At 67.7% G+C, this 14,806-nt stretch carries 11 protein-coding genes; 5 read left to right on the plus strand and 6 right to left on the minus strand.

Going from position 1 to position 14,806, the window contains the following annotated elements; translation table 11 throughout:
* The first annotated feature begins 51 nt into the window (after window positions 1–51).
* The 5 genes from VRZ08_RS14515 to VRZ08_RS14535 all read left to right on the plus strand — a co-directional run bounded on the left by VRZ08_RS14515 (window position 52) and on the right by VRZ08_RS14535 (window position 5,175).
* Entirely contained in the window at window positions 52–693 is a 642-nt protein-coding gene (locus VRZ08_RS14515) for a phosphoribosylanthranilate isomerase (RefSeq protein ID WP_414532979.1), read from the plus strand.
* A gap of 13 nt (window positions 694–706) precedes the next feature.
* On the plus strand, window positions 707–1,921 hold the full coding sequence (trpB, locus tag VRZ08_RS14520) for a tryptophan synthase subunit beta (protein ID WP_263990073.1): 1,215 nt from the start codon (window positions 707–709) through the stop codon (window positions 1,919–1,921).
* A complete protein-coding gene (gene trpA, locus VRZ08_RS14525) occupies window positions 1,921–2,757 on the plus strand; it encodes a tryptophan synthase subunit alpha (protein WP_414532980.1) in 837 nt (278 codons plus the stop codon). Before trpB ends, trpA begins: the two co-directional genes overlap by 1 nt.
* A gap of 109 nt (window positions 2,758–2,866) precedes the next feature.
* Window positions 2,867–3,850, plus strand: coding sequence for an acetyl-CoA carboxylase, carboxyltransferase subunit beta (gene accD, locus VRZ08_RS14530; RefSeq protein ID WP_414532981.1), 984 nt, complete (start codon window positions 2,867–2,869; stop codon window positions 3,848–3,850).
* Window positions 3,847–5,175 (plus strand): bifunctional folylpolyglutamate synthase/dihydrofolate synthase, encoded by a 1,329-nt coding sequence (locus tag VRZ08_RS14535; protein WP_414532982.1) that lies wholly within the window; start codon window positions 3,847–3,849, stop codon window positions 5,173–5,175. Before accD ends, VRZ08_RS14535 begins: the two co-directional genes overlap by 4 nt.
* Before the next feature lie 9 nt (window positions 5,176–5,184).
* Here the strand turns inward: VRZ08_RS14535 and VRZ08_RS14540 are convergent, their stop codons facing one another.
* From VRZ08_RS14540 to VRZ08_RS14565, 6 genes are all read right to left on the minus strand, one after another.
* Window positions 5,185–6,246: an ATP-dependent DNA ligase gene (locus VRZ08_RS14540; protein WP_414532983.1), complete on the minus strand. Its 1,062-nt coding sequence runs from the start codon at window positions 6,244–6,246 to the stop codon at window positions 5,185–5,187.
* A gap of 183 nt (window positions 6,247–6,429) precedes the next feature.
* Entirely contained in the window at window positions 6,430–6,750 is a 321-nt protein-coding gene (gene trxA, locus VRZ08_RS14545; RefSeq protein ID WP_011155644.1) for a thioredoxin, read from the minus strand.
* Window positions 6,751–6,846: 96 nt separating this feature from the next.
* Complete coding sequence (addA, locus tag VRZ08_RS14550) at window positions 6,847–10,332, minus strand: double-strand break repair helicase AddA (protein ID WP_414532984.1); 3,486 nt, start codon at window positions 10,330–10,332, stop codon at window positions 6,847–6,849.
* Window positions 10,329–13,478, minus strand: a complete 3,150-nt coding sequence (gene addB / locus VRZ08_RS14555; protein ID WP_414532985.1) for a double-strand break repair protein AddB — start codon at window positions 13,476–13,478, stop codon at window positions 10,329–10,331. The genes addA and addB overlap by 4 nt, the downstream gene beginning before the upstream one ends.
* Before the next feature lie 75 nt (window positions 13,479–13,553).
* On the minus strand, window positions 13,554–14,276 hold the full coding sequence (locus tag VRZ08_RS14560; protein ID WP_414532986.1) for a nucleotidyltransferase family protein: 723 nt from the start codon (window positions 14,274–14,276) through the stop codon (window positions 13,554–13,556).
* A 155-nt stretch (window positions 14,277–14,431) separates the two neighbouring features.
* Window positions 14,432–14,740, minus strand: coding sequence for a hypothetical protein (locus VRZ08_RS14565; RefSeq protein WP_011155648.1), 309 nt, complete (start codon window positions 14,738–14,740; stop codon window positions 14,432–14,434).
* Window positions 14,741–14,806: the final 66 nt, after the last annotated feature.

The raw sequence follows: 14,806 nt of genomic DNA on the forward strand, positions 1-14,806 counted from the left end.
CATTCTCTGCGGCGCCCTGGCGCGCCGGCAACCCAGATTCAGCGCAAAGCCATGTCCACAATTGTGAAAATCTGCGGTCTGACGACCGCCGACACGCTGGAAGCAGCGGTCGAAGCCGGCGCCGATATGGTCGGCTTTGTGTTCTTTCCCGCTTCGCCGCGTCACCTCGATATCGACTTCGCCGATGCGCTCGGCCGTCAAGTCCGCAGCCGCGCCGCCAAGGTCGCGCTCACCGTCGATGCCGACGACGAGTTGCTTGACGCCATCGTCGAGCAGCTTCGACCGAACTGGCTGCAATTCCACGGCAGCGAGAGCCCGGAGCGGGTGCGTTCGATCAAGCGCATCTACGGTCTGCCGGTGATGAAGGCGATCGCGCTGGCGGGCCCGGAAGATCTTTCGGTGCTGCCGGACTACGCGGCGGTGGCCGACCGCATCCTGTTCGACGCACGGCCGCCGAAGGACGCCACCCGCCCCGGCGGGCTCGGTGCAACGTTCGACTGGAAGCTGCTCGACGGCGTCAATCTCAAACTGCCGTTCCTGGTCTCCGGTGGGATCAACGCCGGCAACGTCGCCGAAGCGCTGCGGGTGACGCGCGCGCAGGGCGTCGACGTATCGTCGGGGGTTGAAACCTCCCCCGGCGAAAAGGACCCGGACCTGATCCGCGACTTCATCCGCGCCGCACGCGCGGCCTAACCCAAGAGCTGACATGAACCAAGCTTTGCCGAATTCCTTCCGGTCCGGCCCCGACGAGCGCGGGCATTTCGGCATCTATGGCGGCCGCTTCGTCGCCGAGACGCTGATGCCGCTGATCCTCGATCTGGAAAAGGCCTACGCGGAAGCCAAGGTCGATCCGGCGTTTCGCGCCGAGATGGACGGCCATCTCAAGCACTATGTCGGACGTCCCTCGGCGCTGTATTTCGCCGAGCGGCTGACCGAGCATTTCGGCGGCGCCAAGATCTACTTCAAGCGCGAAGACCTCAACCACACCGGCGCCCACAAGGTGAACAACGTGCTCGGCCAGATCATGCTGGCCAAGCGCATGGGCAAGCCGCGGGTGATCGCCGAAACCGGCGCCGGCATGCACGGCGTCGCCACCGCGACGATGTGCGCCAAGTTCGGTCTCGAATGCGTGGTGTTCATGGGTGCGGTCGACGTCGAACGCCAGCAGCCCAACGTGCTGCGGATGAAGGCGCTCGGCGCCGAAGTCCGCCCCGTCACCTCCGGCGCCAACACGCTGAAGGACGCGATGAACGAGGCGCTGCGTGACTGGGTCACCAACGTCCACAACACCTTCTATTGCATCGGCACGGTCGCCGGCCCGCACCCCTATCCGATGATCGTGCGCGACTTCCAGGCGGTGATCGGTCAGGAAGTCCGCGAGCAGATCATGCAGGCCGAAGGCCGCCTGCCCGACTCGCTGGTCGCCTGCATCGGCGGCGGCTCCAACGCGATGGGACTTTTCCATCCGTTCCTCGACGATCCGGGCGTCGCGATCTACGGCGTCGAAGCCGCCGGCCACGGTCTGGACAAGCTGCACGCGGCATCGATCGCCGGCGGCAAGCCGGGCGTGCTGCACGGCAACCGCACCTATCTGCTGATGGATGCGGACGGCCAGATCGAGGAAGCGCATTCGATCTCCGCCGGCCTCGATTATCCGGGCGTCGGCCCTGAGCACTCCTGGCTGCACGATGTCGGCCGCGTCAACTTCCTGTCCGCCACCGACACCGAAGCGCTCGACGCGTTCAAGCTGTGCTGCCGGCTCGAGGGCATCATCCCGGCGCTGGAGCCGAGCCACGCGCTCGCCAAGGTCGCCGACCTCGCACCCAAGCTGCCGAAGGATCACCTGATGGTCGTCAACATGTCCGGCCGCGGCGACAAGGACCTCGCGTCGGTCGCCGAACATCTCGGGGGCAAATTCTGATGACCACCCGCATCGACACCCGCTTCGGTGAGCTGAAGCAGCAGGGCCGCCCCGCACTCGTCACCTTCGTGATGGCGGGCGACCCCGATCTCGACACCTCGCTGCAGATCCTCAAGGCACTGCCGGCCGCAGGCGCCGACGTGATCGAGATCGGCATGCCGTTCACCGACCCGATGGCGGACGGTCCGGCGATCCAGGCCGCCGGCCTGCGCGCCCTGAAGACCGGCACCACGCTGAAGAAGACGCTGGGGCTGGTCCGCGACTTCCGCGCCACCGACAACGTCACCCCGCTGGTGCTGATGGGGTACTACAACCCGATCTACATCTACGGCGTCGATGCCTTCCTGGCCGACGCCAAGCAGGCCGGCGTCGACGGCCTAATCATCGTCGACCTGCCGCCGGAAGAGGATGAGGAACTGTGCCTGCCGGCCATGAAGGCCGGGCTCAACTTCATCCGCCTCGCCACCCCGACCACCGACGAAAAGCGGTTGCCGGCGGTGCTCGCCAACACTTCGGGCTTCGTCTATTACGTCTCGATCACCGGCATCACCGGATCGGCCTCGGCGGATGCCTCGGCGGTCGGCGCCGCGGTGCAGCGGATCAAGCGTCACACCAACCTGCCGGTCTGCGTCGGCTTCGGCATCCGCACGCCGGAAGCCGCCCAAGCGATCGCCGCGCAGGCGAACGGCGCGGTGGTCGGCTCGGCGCTGATCGATGCGCTCAAGGGCAGCCTCGACGCCGAAGGCCGCGCCACCAAGGCCACGGTCGGTGCGGTGGCGGATCTGGTCGCCTCGCTTGCGGCCGGCGTTCGCGGTGCGAAACAGGCTGCGGAATAGCAGCAATCGAAGCAGGACGGTGGTCTGGACGGGGCCGTGCCCCGCCGCCATATCCTGACAACGCCATGAACCCAGGCGGCGCCCTGTCCGGCGACGCGCGGAGCACGTCATGAACTGGTTGACCAACGTCGTCCGTCCGAAGATCCGCAACATTCTGCGGCGCGAGACTCCGGAGAACCTCTGGATCAAATGTCCGGATACCGGGCAGCTCGTGTTCTACAAAGACGTCGAGCAGAACCAGTTCGTCATTCCCGGCTCCAACTATCACATGCGGATGGGCGCGTTGGCGCGTCTGCGGTCGATCTTCGACAACGAAACCTGGTACGACGTCGCGCTGCCCGAAGTGGTGGCCGATCCGCTGAAATTCCGCGACGAGCGCAAATACGCCGACCGCATCAAGGACGCCCGCACCAAGACCGGCGCCCATGACGCCGTGCGCGTCGGCTTCGGCAAGCTCGAAACCTCGCCCGTCGTGGTCGCGGTGCAGGACTTCGACTTCATGGGCGGTTCGCTCGGCATGGCGGCGGGTGAAGCGATCATCCGCGGCATGGAGCTGGCGGTCGAAAAACACGCGCCCTTCATCATGTTCGCGGCCTCCGGCGGCGCGCGGATGCAGGAAGGCATCCTGTCGTTGATGCAGATGCCACGCACCACCGTCGCGGTGCAGATGCTGCGCGAAGCCAAGCTGCCCTACATCGTGGTGCTGACCAACCCGACCACCGGCGGCGTCACCGCCTCCTACGCGATGCTCGGCGACATCCACATCGCCGAACCGGGCGCGCTGATCGGCTTCGCCGGCGCCCGCGTGATCGAGCAGACCATCCGCGAGAAGCTGCCCGATGGCTTCCAGCGCGCCGAATATCTCAAAGACCACGGCATGGTCGACATGGTGGTGCATCGCCACGACCTGCGCCCGACCCTGGCGCGGCTGTGCCGGCTTCTGACCAAGTCGCCGGCCCTGACCGTTACCACCGCGGTCGAGGCTCCGGCCGAAGCCGCCGCGAAGGCCGAGCTGGAGACCACTGCCTCCGAGCAGCCCGCCGCTCCGGCACCGACCGAGCCGCCGGCCCAGCCGGCCGCGCCGCAGGCGTGAGCGAAGGCACCGCGCCGCCGGCTTCGCTCGGCGAATTGCGTGCGCGCCTGGCGCGGCTGCATCCGGTCGCGATCGACCTTACGCTCGGGCGGATCGAGCGGCTGCTCGCTGCGCTCGGCCATCCCGAACGTCAGCTGCCGCCGGTGATCCATGTCGCCGGCACCAACGGCAAGGGCTCGACCGTCGCATTTCTGCGCGCGATCCTGGAAGCCGCCGGCCTCAAGGTCCACGCCTACACCTCACCGCATCTGGTCCGCGTCAACGAGACCATGCGGATCGCCGGCCGGCTGGTCCGCGATGATGAGCTGATCGCCGCGCTGGCGTATTGCGAACGCGTCAATGCCGGCGCGCCGATCACGCTGTTCGAGATCGAAACCGCCGCGGCCTTGTGGCTGTTCGCGCAGCATCCCGCCGATGTCACCCTGCTCGAAGTCGGGCTCGGCGGCCGGCTCGACGCCACCAATGTGATCGAACATCCGCTCGCCTGCGTGCTGACGCCGATCGGCATCGACCACACCGAGTTTCTCGGCCCGACCGTCGCCGATATCGCCGCCGAGAAGGCCGGCATCCTGCGGCGCGGCGCGCCGGTGATCGTCGCCGAGCAGCGCGACGAGGCGATGGAGGTGATCGAGGGCGAGGCGAAGCGGCTGCGCGCTCCGCTGTTCGCCTGCGGCCAGCAATGGCACGTCCAGCTCGAACACGGCCGGCTCGCCTATCAGGACGAACGCGGCCTGCTCGATCTCACCGCGCCCAAACTGTTCGGCCGGCACCAGATCGACAATGCCGGCCTCGCGATCGCGACGCTACGCGCGCAATCGCGCTTCACGATTCCGCAAGACGCCTATCAGGCCGGGCTGCTGGCGGCCGACTGGCCGGCGCGGATGCAGCGGATCACATCCGGCAAACTGCTCGACGAGGCACCGGCTGGCTGCGAGCTATGGCTCGACGGCGGCCACAATGCCGACGGCGGACGCGTCGCTGCGGCGGCGCTGGGCGATCTCGAAGAGCGCGTGTCGCGGCCGCTGGTGCTGATCGCCGGGATGATGGCCAACAAAGACGCAGCCGCGTTTCTCGCCAACTTCGCCGGGCTGACGCGGCACCTGATCGTGGTGCCGATCCCGAACCGCGACGGCGCAATGCCGCCGGAGCGCCTCGCCGACGCCGGCCGCGCACTCGGCCTGCGGGTCGAACTGGCCGACGACATCCCGGCCGCGCTGCGCCGCATCGCGTCGCTGGCCTATGAACTCCCGCCGCGGATCCTGATCACCGGATCATTGTATCTCGCCGGCCATGTGCTGAGCCTCAACGGCACACCGCCGAACTAATCGTTCGGCTCACGCCAGCAGCTTGATCGGATCGACTTGCTTCTGCGCGAGCTGGTCCATCGTGCATTGCCGCGGCGCCTTGTCGGGGCGCCAGCGCAGCAGGCTGGTGCCGTGGCGGAAGCGTTCGCCGCTGAAATGATCGTAGCAGACTTCGACAACCAGCTTCGGCCGCAGTGGCTGCCACTCAGCCGAGCGCGCCGTCGACCATCGGCTGGGTCCGCCCGGCGCATTGCCGGTGAAGCCCTCGCCGGGCAGCTTCTCCAGCTTGTCGGTTAAGGCCGGCTTCTCGGCCCGCTTCAGCGCCGAGGTGAAGCCGACGTGATGCAGCAGGCCGGCTTTGTCATAGAGACCGAGCAACAGCGAGCCGACTACCTTGCGGCCACCCAGCGGCGCGCTGGCGTAGCGGAAGCCGCCGACCACGCAATCAGCGCTGCGAAACTTCTTGATCTTCTGCATGCCGTCGCGATTGCCGGACTGGTACGCGAGGTCGCGCCGCTTGGCGATCACACCGTCGGAGCCGCCGCCGGCCTGCGCCAGCCACTTCGCTGCCCGCTTGTCACTCGTCGTGGCGGGCGACAGCCGGAACGTCGGATGGCCCTTGAACTGCGTCTTCGCAAAGACTTCGAGCGCCTCGCGCCGCTGCGTCAGCGGCTGCGCCGCCAGCGCGTTGTCGCGCGGGCTCGCGAGCAGATCGAACACCAACAGCAGCGCCGGCGTCTCGACCGAGAGCTTGTTCACGCGACTTGCGGCGGGGTGTATCCGCTGCAGCAGCGCATCAAACGAGAATGTCCGCCGCTGCGGCACGACGATCTCGCCGTCGAGCACGAAGCGCTCCGCCTTGAGCTGCAGCGCCGCCGCAACTAATTCGGGGAAGTAGCGGGTGAGGTCTTCCCCCGATTTCGACCACAGCGCGATAGCATCGCCGCTCCGTACCATCAGGCAGCGGAAACCGTCCCATTTCGGCTCGTACTGCCATTGCGGCCCGCTCGGAATCGCATCGACCGACCGCGCCTCCATCGGCGCAAGCGGCGCGGCGCAGGTCTTGGTGATGGATGATTTCCGCTCAGCCACGATACGAACCCACTGGTTGCTAATCGCCCCATCCCCGTCATTGCGAGCGTAGCGAAGCAATCCAGTGCGCCGAGCACGGGCTGGATTGCTTCATCGCTTCGCTCCTCGCAATGACGAGAGGCCGAAACGCAAAACGGCCGGCGGAATGCCGGCCGTTTCAGAACGTTCGTGGCGCGCCTGAGTTCAGACCGCTGCACTGATCCACTGCTGCAGCTTGGCCTTCGGCGCGGCGCCGACCTGGCGCGAGGCCATCTCGCCGCCCTTGAAGATCATCAGCGTCGGGATCGACATCACGCCGTACTTCGAGGCGGTGACCGGGCTCTCGTCGACGTTGAGCTTCACGATCTTGACCTTGTCGCCCATCGCCCCGGCGATTTCGTCGAGCGCCGGCGCGATCATGCGGCACGGGCCACACCACTCGGCCCAGAAGTCCACCACCACAGGCCCCTGGGCGTTGAGAACCTCGTTTTCGAAATCGGCGTCTGACACCTTACCAACGGCCATAGGATACCTCGTGAAACCGGATGAAGAGCGGCGGCGGGAATCGCGCCGTGATGACGGGTGAACGTAGGAACGCGCCGCGGCGCGGTCAAGCACGGCTCACGGCACCGTCAGATCGGCCTGCTCCGCGTCCAGCGCAGAGGCCGAAATCTCCATGATTTCAGCCACTTCGGTCCAGAGCAGCGCGGCCCGGACGGTGCGCTGTGGATAGATTGCGCCGAGCACCGCTCGGTAGCGGGCGAGCTGGCGGACGTAACTGCGCGGCGCCTCGGCCTCGACCCGCGGCGGCGCGTGGTTGGTCTTGTAATCGACGATCAGGACCTCGGTTTCGGTCACCACCAGGCGGTCGATCTGGCCGGATACCAGCACCGGCCCGACCCGCCGCTGCAGCCGGCCGACAATCGGCACCTCGGCGCGGCTGCCTGGACCGAACACCGCCGCAAACCTGGCATCGGCAATCAGCCCGAGCACCTGGGCGGCAAGCGCGCCGCGCTCCTCCTCGCTCCAGTCCGCCGCGTTGCGGGCGAGGAAACGTCCAGCGGCGGCGGAGCGATCGGCCGCGGCGATCTCCGGCAGCGATTGCAGCAGCCGGTGCACCAAGGTGCCGCGCTGCAGCGCGCGGCTGCGACTGGCGTCGGATTCCCCTGGCCGCAACCGGCGCCGATCATCATCGTCGGCATCCGAAGGCCGCAACACCTGTTCGGCGGACGGCAGGCCGGGCGCCGGCCGGCGCAGCCACTCGGGCAGAGACGGTGCCGCGGTCTCGTGGCTCGGCATCGCGGAGCCGGCTTCCTCGATCACGTCCTCGGGGCGGCAGTAGCGCTTGATCACGCCGTCCGGCGGGACCGGCTGCATCACCAGCCCGGAGGATTCCAGCCCCTTGCTGATCAGGTCGTACCAGGAATGCGGCCGCACCTCGTTGCGATTGCCCGGCATGCAGCCGCCGACAATCAGCCGATCGGCCGCGCGGGTCATCGCGACATAAAGCAGCCGGCGATACTCGTCCTCGGTCTCCTCGATCATCGCGCTGCGCGCCTGCTCGACGACGCTCGGATCGTCGGCCTTGCGGCCCGCCCAAACCATCGCGGCGACCGAGCCCGGCGCGGCGTTGCCGCCGGGCAGCCGGATCAGGTTGAGCCGCTGAGTGTCGGCCGGCGACGAGGTGGTGTCGATCAGGAACACCACCGGCGCTTCCAACCCCTTGGCGCCGTGCACCGTCATCACCCGGACTTCGTCGCGGGAGATCTCCATGTCGCGCTTGATCTCGGTGTCGGCCTCCCGCAGCCACGCCACAAAGCCTTGCAGCGACGGCGCGCGCTTCTGCTCGAAACTCAGCGCCAGTTCGAGAAACTCGTCGAGTGCATCGTTGGCCTCCGGCCCGAGCCGGCGCAGGATTCGGGCGCGGCCGCTGTCGCTGCCATCGCCGCCGAGCAGCCAAGCATAAAATCCGAACGGTGTTTCGGCCTGCGCCCGCGCCGCATAGTTCTCCAGCCGGCGCTGCACGGCCGCAAACTTCGGATCGCCCGCGGCATGATCGGCGAGCGCGGCGCGGAGCGAGCCCTTGCGCTGCCAGGCCAGCTTGAACAGGTCGTCGTCATCGAGCCCGAACAGCGGGCTCTTCAGCACCACCGCCAGTGCCAGATCATCCTGCGGCAGCAGCAGCGCGTCGGCGAGGTTCATCAGGTCGATGATCGCGATGTGCTCGGTCAGCTTCAGCCGGTCGGCGCCGGCGACCGGGATGCCGCCGCGCTTCAGCGCCTGGATCACCGCATCGAACGCCGAACCGCGCCGCCGCACCAGGATCAGCACATCGCCATAGCTCAGCGGCCGGCGGCGGCCCATCGGACCGGTCTGGGTGCCGCGCGCGATCAATGCGCCGATCTCGGCCCGCACCTTGTCGGCAAGCCGGACCTCGAGACTGGTTTCGGACACCGCATCGAACGGCGCCTGCCAGCCTTCGATCTGCTGGCGATCGTCCGGCACTTCGAGCGGCCACAGATCGATCAGGCTCGGCCCGGCATCGGCGAGCGACTGATGCAGCGGGTAGGTCGAGTCGGCGTGGATGCTGCGGTAGATCGCCGGGTCACGAAATACGTGATCGACCGATTGCAGGATCGCGGCGCCGGAGCGGAACGAGTAGTTGAACGATACCTTCTCGAAGGTCAGGCCGGCGCCGGTGAACCGCCGCTGCAGCAGATCGCGCCACTCGGCAAACTCCTTCGGCACCGCGCCCTGAAACGAGAAGATCGACTGCTTCTCGTCACCGACCGCGAAGATGGTGCGCCGGACGCCGTCGCGCGCGCCCTCCCCGGCAGTGAATTCATCGATCAGCCGGGCGACAATCTTCCACTGCTTCGGCGACGTATCCTGCGCCTCGTCGATCAGCACGTGATCGACGCCGCGGTCGAGCTTGAAATGCACCCACCCGGCCGCACCGCTGTCGAGCATCGCCAGCGTCTTGTCGATCAGGTCGTCGTAATCGAGCAGACCACGTTCGCGCTTCTCGCGTGCAATGTTGCCCGCGACCTGTGCGGCGATCACCAGCAGCGCCCGCGTGCGTTCGCGCAATGCCAATGCGCGGCGTCGTTCGAGCAACCCGGCAAGCCGGGCGCCTTCGCGCTGCAACCTTTCGGCGAGGCCGGGCGCGCCGTCGCCGAGCTTTTTGGTAATCAGGCTTTTGCGCAGGCCGCTATCCTTGGTGAAGAACACCTGGAGATAGGCCTCGATCTGCGCCGCATCGGCCAGCGCCAGCGCGGCGCGGAACCGCCTGCCCTGCGCCTGATCGTTGGCGCTGCCGCCTTCGAAGGTCGCCGCAACCGCAGCCCATTCCGATCGCGGCAGGTTCGGGCCATCGACAATGTCGCGATCGGCCGCTTCGCAGCTATCGTCCGGCGCAACGCCAAGGGTCGCGGACAATTGCGCCATCGCGCGGTCGACGCTGCCGGCCTGCGCCACCCACGCCATGAAGCGGTCGCGGCTCATGCAGGCTTCCTGCACCACATCGCGGAAGGTGACGTCGGCGGCGCTCGTCATCGCAAACGCCAGTGCCCGCCCGGCGTCGCTCGCCGGCGCCGCGGCAGCGCGCAGCAGCACGTCGAGGCTGGCGCGCTGCATCAGTTCGGCCTGATCGCGATCGTCGAGCACGCTGAACCGCGCCGGCACGTTGGCCTCGAACGGAAACTGCTGCAGCAACCGCGTACACAACGCGTGGATGGTCTGCACCTTCAGCCCGCCGGGCGTCTCCAACGCGCAGGCAAATAGTTTTCGCGCCTGTGCCAATAGCGAAGGACCGACCGTTTTGACGCCGGTGGCGCGGATCGCGTCGGCCAGCGCGTCGTCGTCAAGCTTCACCCAGTGGCCGAGCGTGGTGAACACCCGCTCAGCCATGTTGGCGGCGGCCGCCTTGGTGAAGGTGATACACAGGATGCGCTCCGGCGAGACGCCGTCGAGCAGCAGCCGGATCACGCGCTGCACCAGCACATGGGTCTTGCCCGAGCCGGCATTGGCGGAGACGAACACCGACGCCGACGGATCGGAGGCGATCTCCTGCCGGGCACGGGCTTCGTTGGGAATGACACGGCTCATGACGACGCGTCTCCGCGACCGCCGGCCGCCGACCATTCCTTGATCCGCGCCAGATCATCATAGGTGCCGTAGCGCTGCGACCACATCGACAGCACCAGCGAGCGATAGGGCTGCTTCTCGTCCTCGAAGCGGCGGACTAATCCTTCCAGCTTGGCCCGCGCTTCATCGGCGGCATCGTCGGGGTGCTGCGGCTCGTCCTTGCGCTCGATTTTCAGTTCGAGCACGCGCTCATCGCCCGGCGGCGTGTTGCCGCTGAGCTTGACGTAAGTGAGTTCGCCGACTGAGGCGCTCGCCGGAATATCCGCAAAACCGCCGTCGCGCAGGATCGCCGCTTCCAGTGTGAGCTGCGGCGACAGCCCCATCCGCACCTGCTTGCCGGTCGGCGGATGGCCGGTCTTGTAGTCGAGGATCGCGTAGCTGCCGTCATCGCGACGTTCGATGCGGTCGGCGCGCGCCGACAGTTCGAAATTGCGCTCGCCACCAAGCGGGATCATCAGCGTGCCGCGGCGCTCCGCCTGCACATGCACGACGCCGGTGCGGCGCTGCCGCTCCCACGCGGCAAACCAGGTGGCGATCCGCAGGAAGCGCGGCCACCACAGTGCGCGCGCCTCGGCATGGTCCATCAGCGGCGCAAAATGTTTCTGGCCGATTTGGCGCAATGCCGTCACCGGATCGTCCGGTAGAGCGTCCTGGTAGCGTTCGGTGAACTCGCCGAGCGCCGCATGGATCGCGGAGCCGCGATCGGCGCCCGACAACGGCATGTCGACCGGATCGAGCGGCGACAGGCGCAGAATGTATTTGGCGTAGATCGTGTACGGATCGCGCAGCCAATCCTCGATCGCCGTCACCGGCAGCTTCAGCGGCCGTGCGATCCGCGGCGGCCTCGGTGCAGGCTGCGCGATCGGCGCCACGCTCTCAGGGCGATCGAGTTCGTGCGTGTAGTCCAGATAGGTCTGCCCGCGCGCCCTCATCGCCTTCCAGCGATCCTCGCCGGCGACCGCTTCGAGCCGGTGCAGGAAGCGCGACGCCACTGCGGGCGCACCGCCGACCTTGGCGGCGTGAGTGATGAACACCTCGTCGGCGCCGAGCGCCTGCGCGAAGTCGTGTGCCGACAGGCCGATGCGGCGCTCCGGCAGATCGAGCCCAAGTTCATGCCGCATCGGCCGGCTCAGCCACGGATCGATCCGCGGCGCCGGCGGCCAGACACCCTCGACCAGGCCGCCGAGCACAACCCGATCCTGCTGCGTCAGCCGCGCTTCCAGCGGACCGTAAATGCGGATCGGCGCTTCGGCACGTTCGGGACGGCGGACCACGCGATCACCGAACGCGGTCTCGAACACTTCGCCATAGTCGCGCGCCGCGACCAATACGCCGCTCGCCGGTCCGACTGCGGCGAGATCGTCGAATGCCCGCAGCAGTGCCGAGCCTTGCGGGCCTTCGAACGCTTCGACGATGCCGTCATGATCGGCCGTCAACGCCTTCAAGACGTCGCGATGCCGCGCGCCGATCTCGCACAGGTCGAGCGGGCTCGGTCCGAACGTCTCCAGCGGCGCGAGCGCGGCCTTGAGCTCGGCGATCAGTTGTTGCGCTTCATCGAGGCTCGGTTCGGACAATCGCGTGCGCGGCTCGGACGGATGCAGCGCGCTGGCCTCGCCGCGCTTCAGCTTGGCAAGCTCGTCCCGGAAGATCGCAAATTCCTTGGTAAGCCCGTCGCAGCCGGCGGGCGGCCGTGGCCCGCGCAGCAGCGCCAGTTCAAGCGTCTCGATCGCGCTACGCCAGCCATGATCGGTGCGGCCGAGCCGCAACAACGGATGCTTGAGCAGCGCCAGCAGCGTCGCCGGTTCGCAGCCTTCGAGCGCAGTCTCAGCCGCGAGCCGCGCGAAGATGCCGGGCTGCGTGTCCATCAGCGAGTCGCCGCCGGAATCGTCGACCGGCAGATGCCAGCGGCCGAGCGCGGCGACCACGCGGCGCGCCAGCGCGCGGTCCGGCGTGACCAGCGCTGCGGTCTTGCCCTGCTCACGCGCCTCGCGCAGCACCACCGCAATCGCCAACGCCTCGGCTTCCGAATTCGGCGCTTCGATCAGCGTCAGTCCATCAGTGCCTTCGCCGATCAGGCGATCGACCTCGGCATCCTTCAGGCGGTCGTGCCACACCGCCGTCGCCGACGACGGCCGCAGCGCCTCGGAGGCGAGGAGTTCGCGGCCGTGTCGAGCGGGCGTGCCGAGCTGCTGCACATCCCGACGTGTCACGCCCATCCGGTCGAGCAGGCCATGCATGGCGTATTGCGGATGGTTCGGCGACGGCGGCGTCACGAGCTTGCCCTGCCGGTTGCGGCTGCCGCCGATCAGATCCCACGCCGCATCGTCGAGATCGACATCGAGGCCGGGCAGTACCACCGCGCCGTGCGGCAATCGCGCGATCGCGGTGAGCAGCTTCGCGGTCGCCGGCATCGAGCCGGTCGAGCCGGCGGCGATCACCGGGCCGCTGCGCTGGGTCGCCAGCCGCTGCGCCTCGGCATCGATCAGCCGGTCGCGGCGAGCTGCGGGTTCGATCCGGTCGGTCTCTTGCAGATATTGCGGCCAGGCGTGGCCGGCGATCTTGAGGAAATCGAGCGTCAGGCTCCAGTAGCGATCGAACGCATCGGGCACCAATGTCTCGAGTGCCGACCAGTCGACGCCGCGGGTCGACATGTCGTCGATCAGACGCGCCAGATCGTCGGCAAGCGCCAGCGCCGAGGCCGGCCCGCCGACCACCAGCGGCGCCTGCGTTGGATCGTCCGGCTTCAACCGCGCCGCCCAGCTCGCGATCAGCTGCGCCAGCAACAGCCGGCGCGGCAGCCCGTCGAGCGCTGGCGGAATCTCGAGATCGGCTAGGCCGGATGCGGCCTGCGAAAACGCCAGCTCATCTTCATCGATATCGCCAAGCGCGACGATCCGCGGCAGCAGCACGGCATCGGCACCGAGCACGTCCAAGAAGATCTCGCGCGCCATCCGGCCGGCGCGGCGCGTCGGCAGATACAGCGTGGCGTCGGCCAGCCGCTCCGGCGCGGTGCGTGCCTCGAAGCCGTCGACCAGCCGGCCGTCGACCAGCGCCGCGATGGTCGTGCGCAAGAACGGCGCCGAAGATGGAACGCTGAAAAGGTGCATCGATGTCCTGATTCGCCTCCGCCATCATGGCACGGCAAATCCGGCGAAAGGAGGTGGCCGGCGCGGGCCGACCTTTCAGGCGACGCTAGCGAGATACGCTCGTTCGGCCGCAGGCACCGCGTCGGGCGTACCGACATGCATCCACAAGCCGTCGAGTCGCAGCCCGTGCAGGCGATGCTGCTGGCCGGCGCGATCGAACATCTTGGTCAGCGAGAACTCGCCCTGCGGCGCGTCCTTGAAGATCGCCGGCGACATGATCGCGGCGCCGGCATAGACGAACGGCACCACTTCGGTCTCTTTGCGCTTGTGCAGGCTGCCGTCGGGGCTCATCGCGAAGTCGCCCTTGCCCGCGTAGCCGATGCTGTTCGCGGTCGGCGCCATCAGCAGCAGGATGTCCATCCGGGCCGGATCGAACGCTTCGGCGAGCCGCGCCAGATTCGGCCGCACACCGTCGATCCACATCGTGTCGGCGTTGAGATGATAGAACGGCGCATCGCCGAGCAGCGGCAGCGCCTTGACCACCGCACCGCCGGTGCCGAGCACCTGATCGCGCTCGTCCGAAATGATCACCCGCGGGCTGGTCCGCCCGGCGACGTGATCGATGATCTGATCCGGCAGATAGTGGACGTTGACGACGGCTTCGGCGACATCCACTTCGGCCAGCCGGTCGAGCACGTGGTCGAGCAACGGACGGCCGGCGACGCGCACCAGCGGCTTCGGCATATGATCGGTGAGCGGGCGCATCCGCAGGCCTAGGCCGGCGGCCAGCACCATGGCTTTGTTGGGACGAACGGTCATGGTCTCCGACTCGGAACGCGCCGGGCGGCGCGAATCGATTGTATCACGCGGCTCCGAACGGTCTATCGGAGGCGGTCATTGGGTAGTCGGCGATCATGACGACGATACGACGGCGCGCGGTTCGGCGCGGGAGCATTAAGGCAACGAGACGCCGCTCAGGCGTTTTCGACTTGCGCGGCGCGCTTCTTCTTCCGGTCCAGACGCAGGAAGGTGACGCCGATCTGGTCGCCGTTGATCCAGCTCAGCTCGCAGCGGCGATAGGCCAGTCCGGTCGACGACAGCAGCAGGAAGAATTCCTTGAGGTTGAGACCTTCGACCGTTCCCTCGACTGTGAGCTTGGCACCCAACTCGGAGACGTCTTCGATCAGGCAGGGACGGCGCCAAGTGCCGTCGATCGCCATCATCTGTGCGCGCAACCCACGATCGAAAACGACGCGGCCGTCCTTATTGCGTTCGGCAACCATCTCGAAGTCCTGCGGTTCGGTCTTGGCGGCGCCGGGCCATGCCTCGGCGACCCCGGAACACTACGG

The sequence above is a fragment of the Rhodopseudomonas sp. G2_2311 genome (assembly GCF_047501505.1).
Taxonomy (GTDB): Bacteria; Pseudomonadota; Alphaproteobacteria; order Rhizobiales; family Xanthobacteraceae; genus Rhodopseudomonas; species Rhodopseudomonas palustris_H.

Excerpts from the sequence above, each read along its gene's own strand:
- accD (WP_414532981.1), top strand. The coding sequence starts at position 2,867 with ATGAACTGGTTGACCAACGTCGTCCGTCCGAAGATCCGCAACATTCTG.
- VRZ08_RS14565 (WP_011155648.1), bottom strand. The coding sequence starts at position 14,740 with ATGGTTGCCGAACGCAATAAGGACGGCCGCGTCGTTTTCGATCGTGGG.
- trpA (WP_414532980.1), top strand. The coding sequence starts at position 1,921 with ATGACCACCCGCATCGACACCCGCTTCGGTGAGCTGAAGCAGCAGGGC.
- VRZ08_RS14515 (WP_414532979.1), top strand. The coding sequence starts at position 52 with ATGTCCACAATTGTGAAAATCTGCGGTCTGACGACCGCCGACACGCTG.
- trxA (WP_011155644.1), bottom strand. The coding sequence starts at position 6,750 with ATGGCCGTTGGTAAGGTGTCAGACGCCGATTTCGAAAACGAGGTTCTC.
- trpB (WP_263990073.1), top strand. The coding sequence starts at position 707 with ATGAACCAAGCTTTGCCGAATTCCTTCCGGTCCGGCCCCGACGAGCGC.
- VRZ08_RS14560 (WP_414532986.1), bottom strand. The coding sequence starts at position 14,276 with ATGACCGTTCGTCCCAACAAAGCCATGGTGCTGGCCGCCGGCCTAGGC.
- addB (WP_414532985.1), bottom strand. The coding sequence starts at position 13,478 with ATGCACCTTTTCAGCGTTCCATCTTCGGCGCCGTTCTTGCGCACGACC.
- addA (WP_414532984.1), bottom strand. The coding sequence starts at position 10,332 with ATGAGCCGTGTCATTCCCAACGAAGCCCGTGCCCGGCAGGAGATCGCC.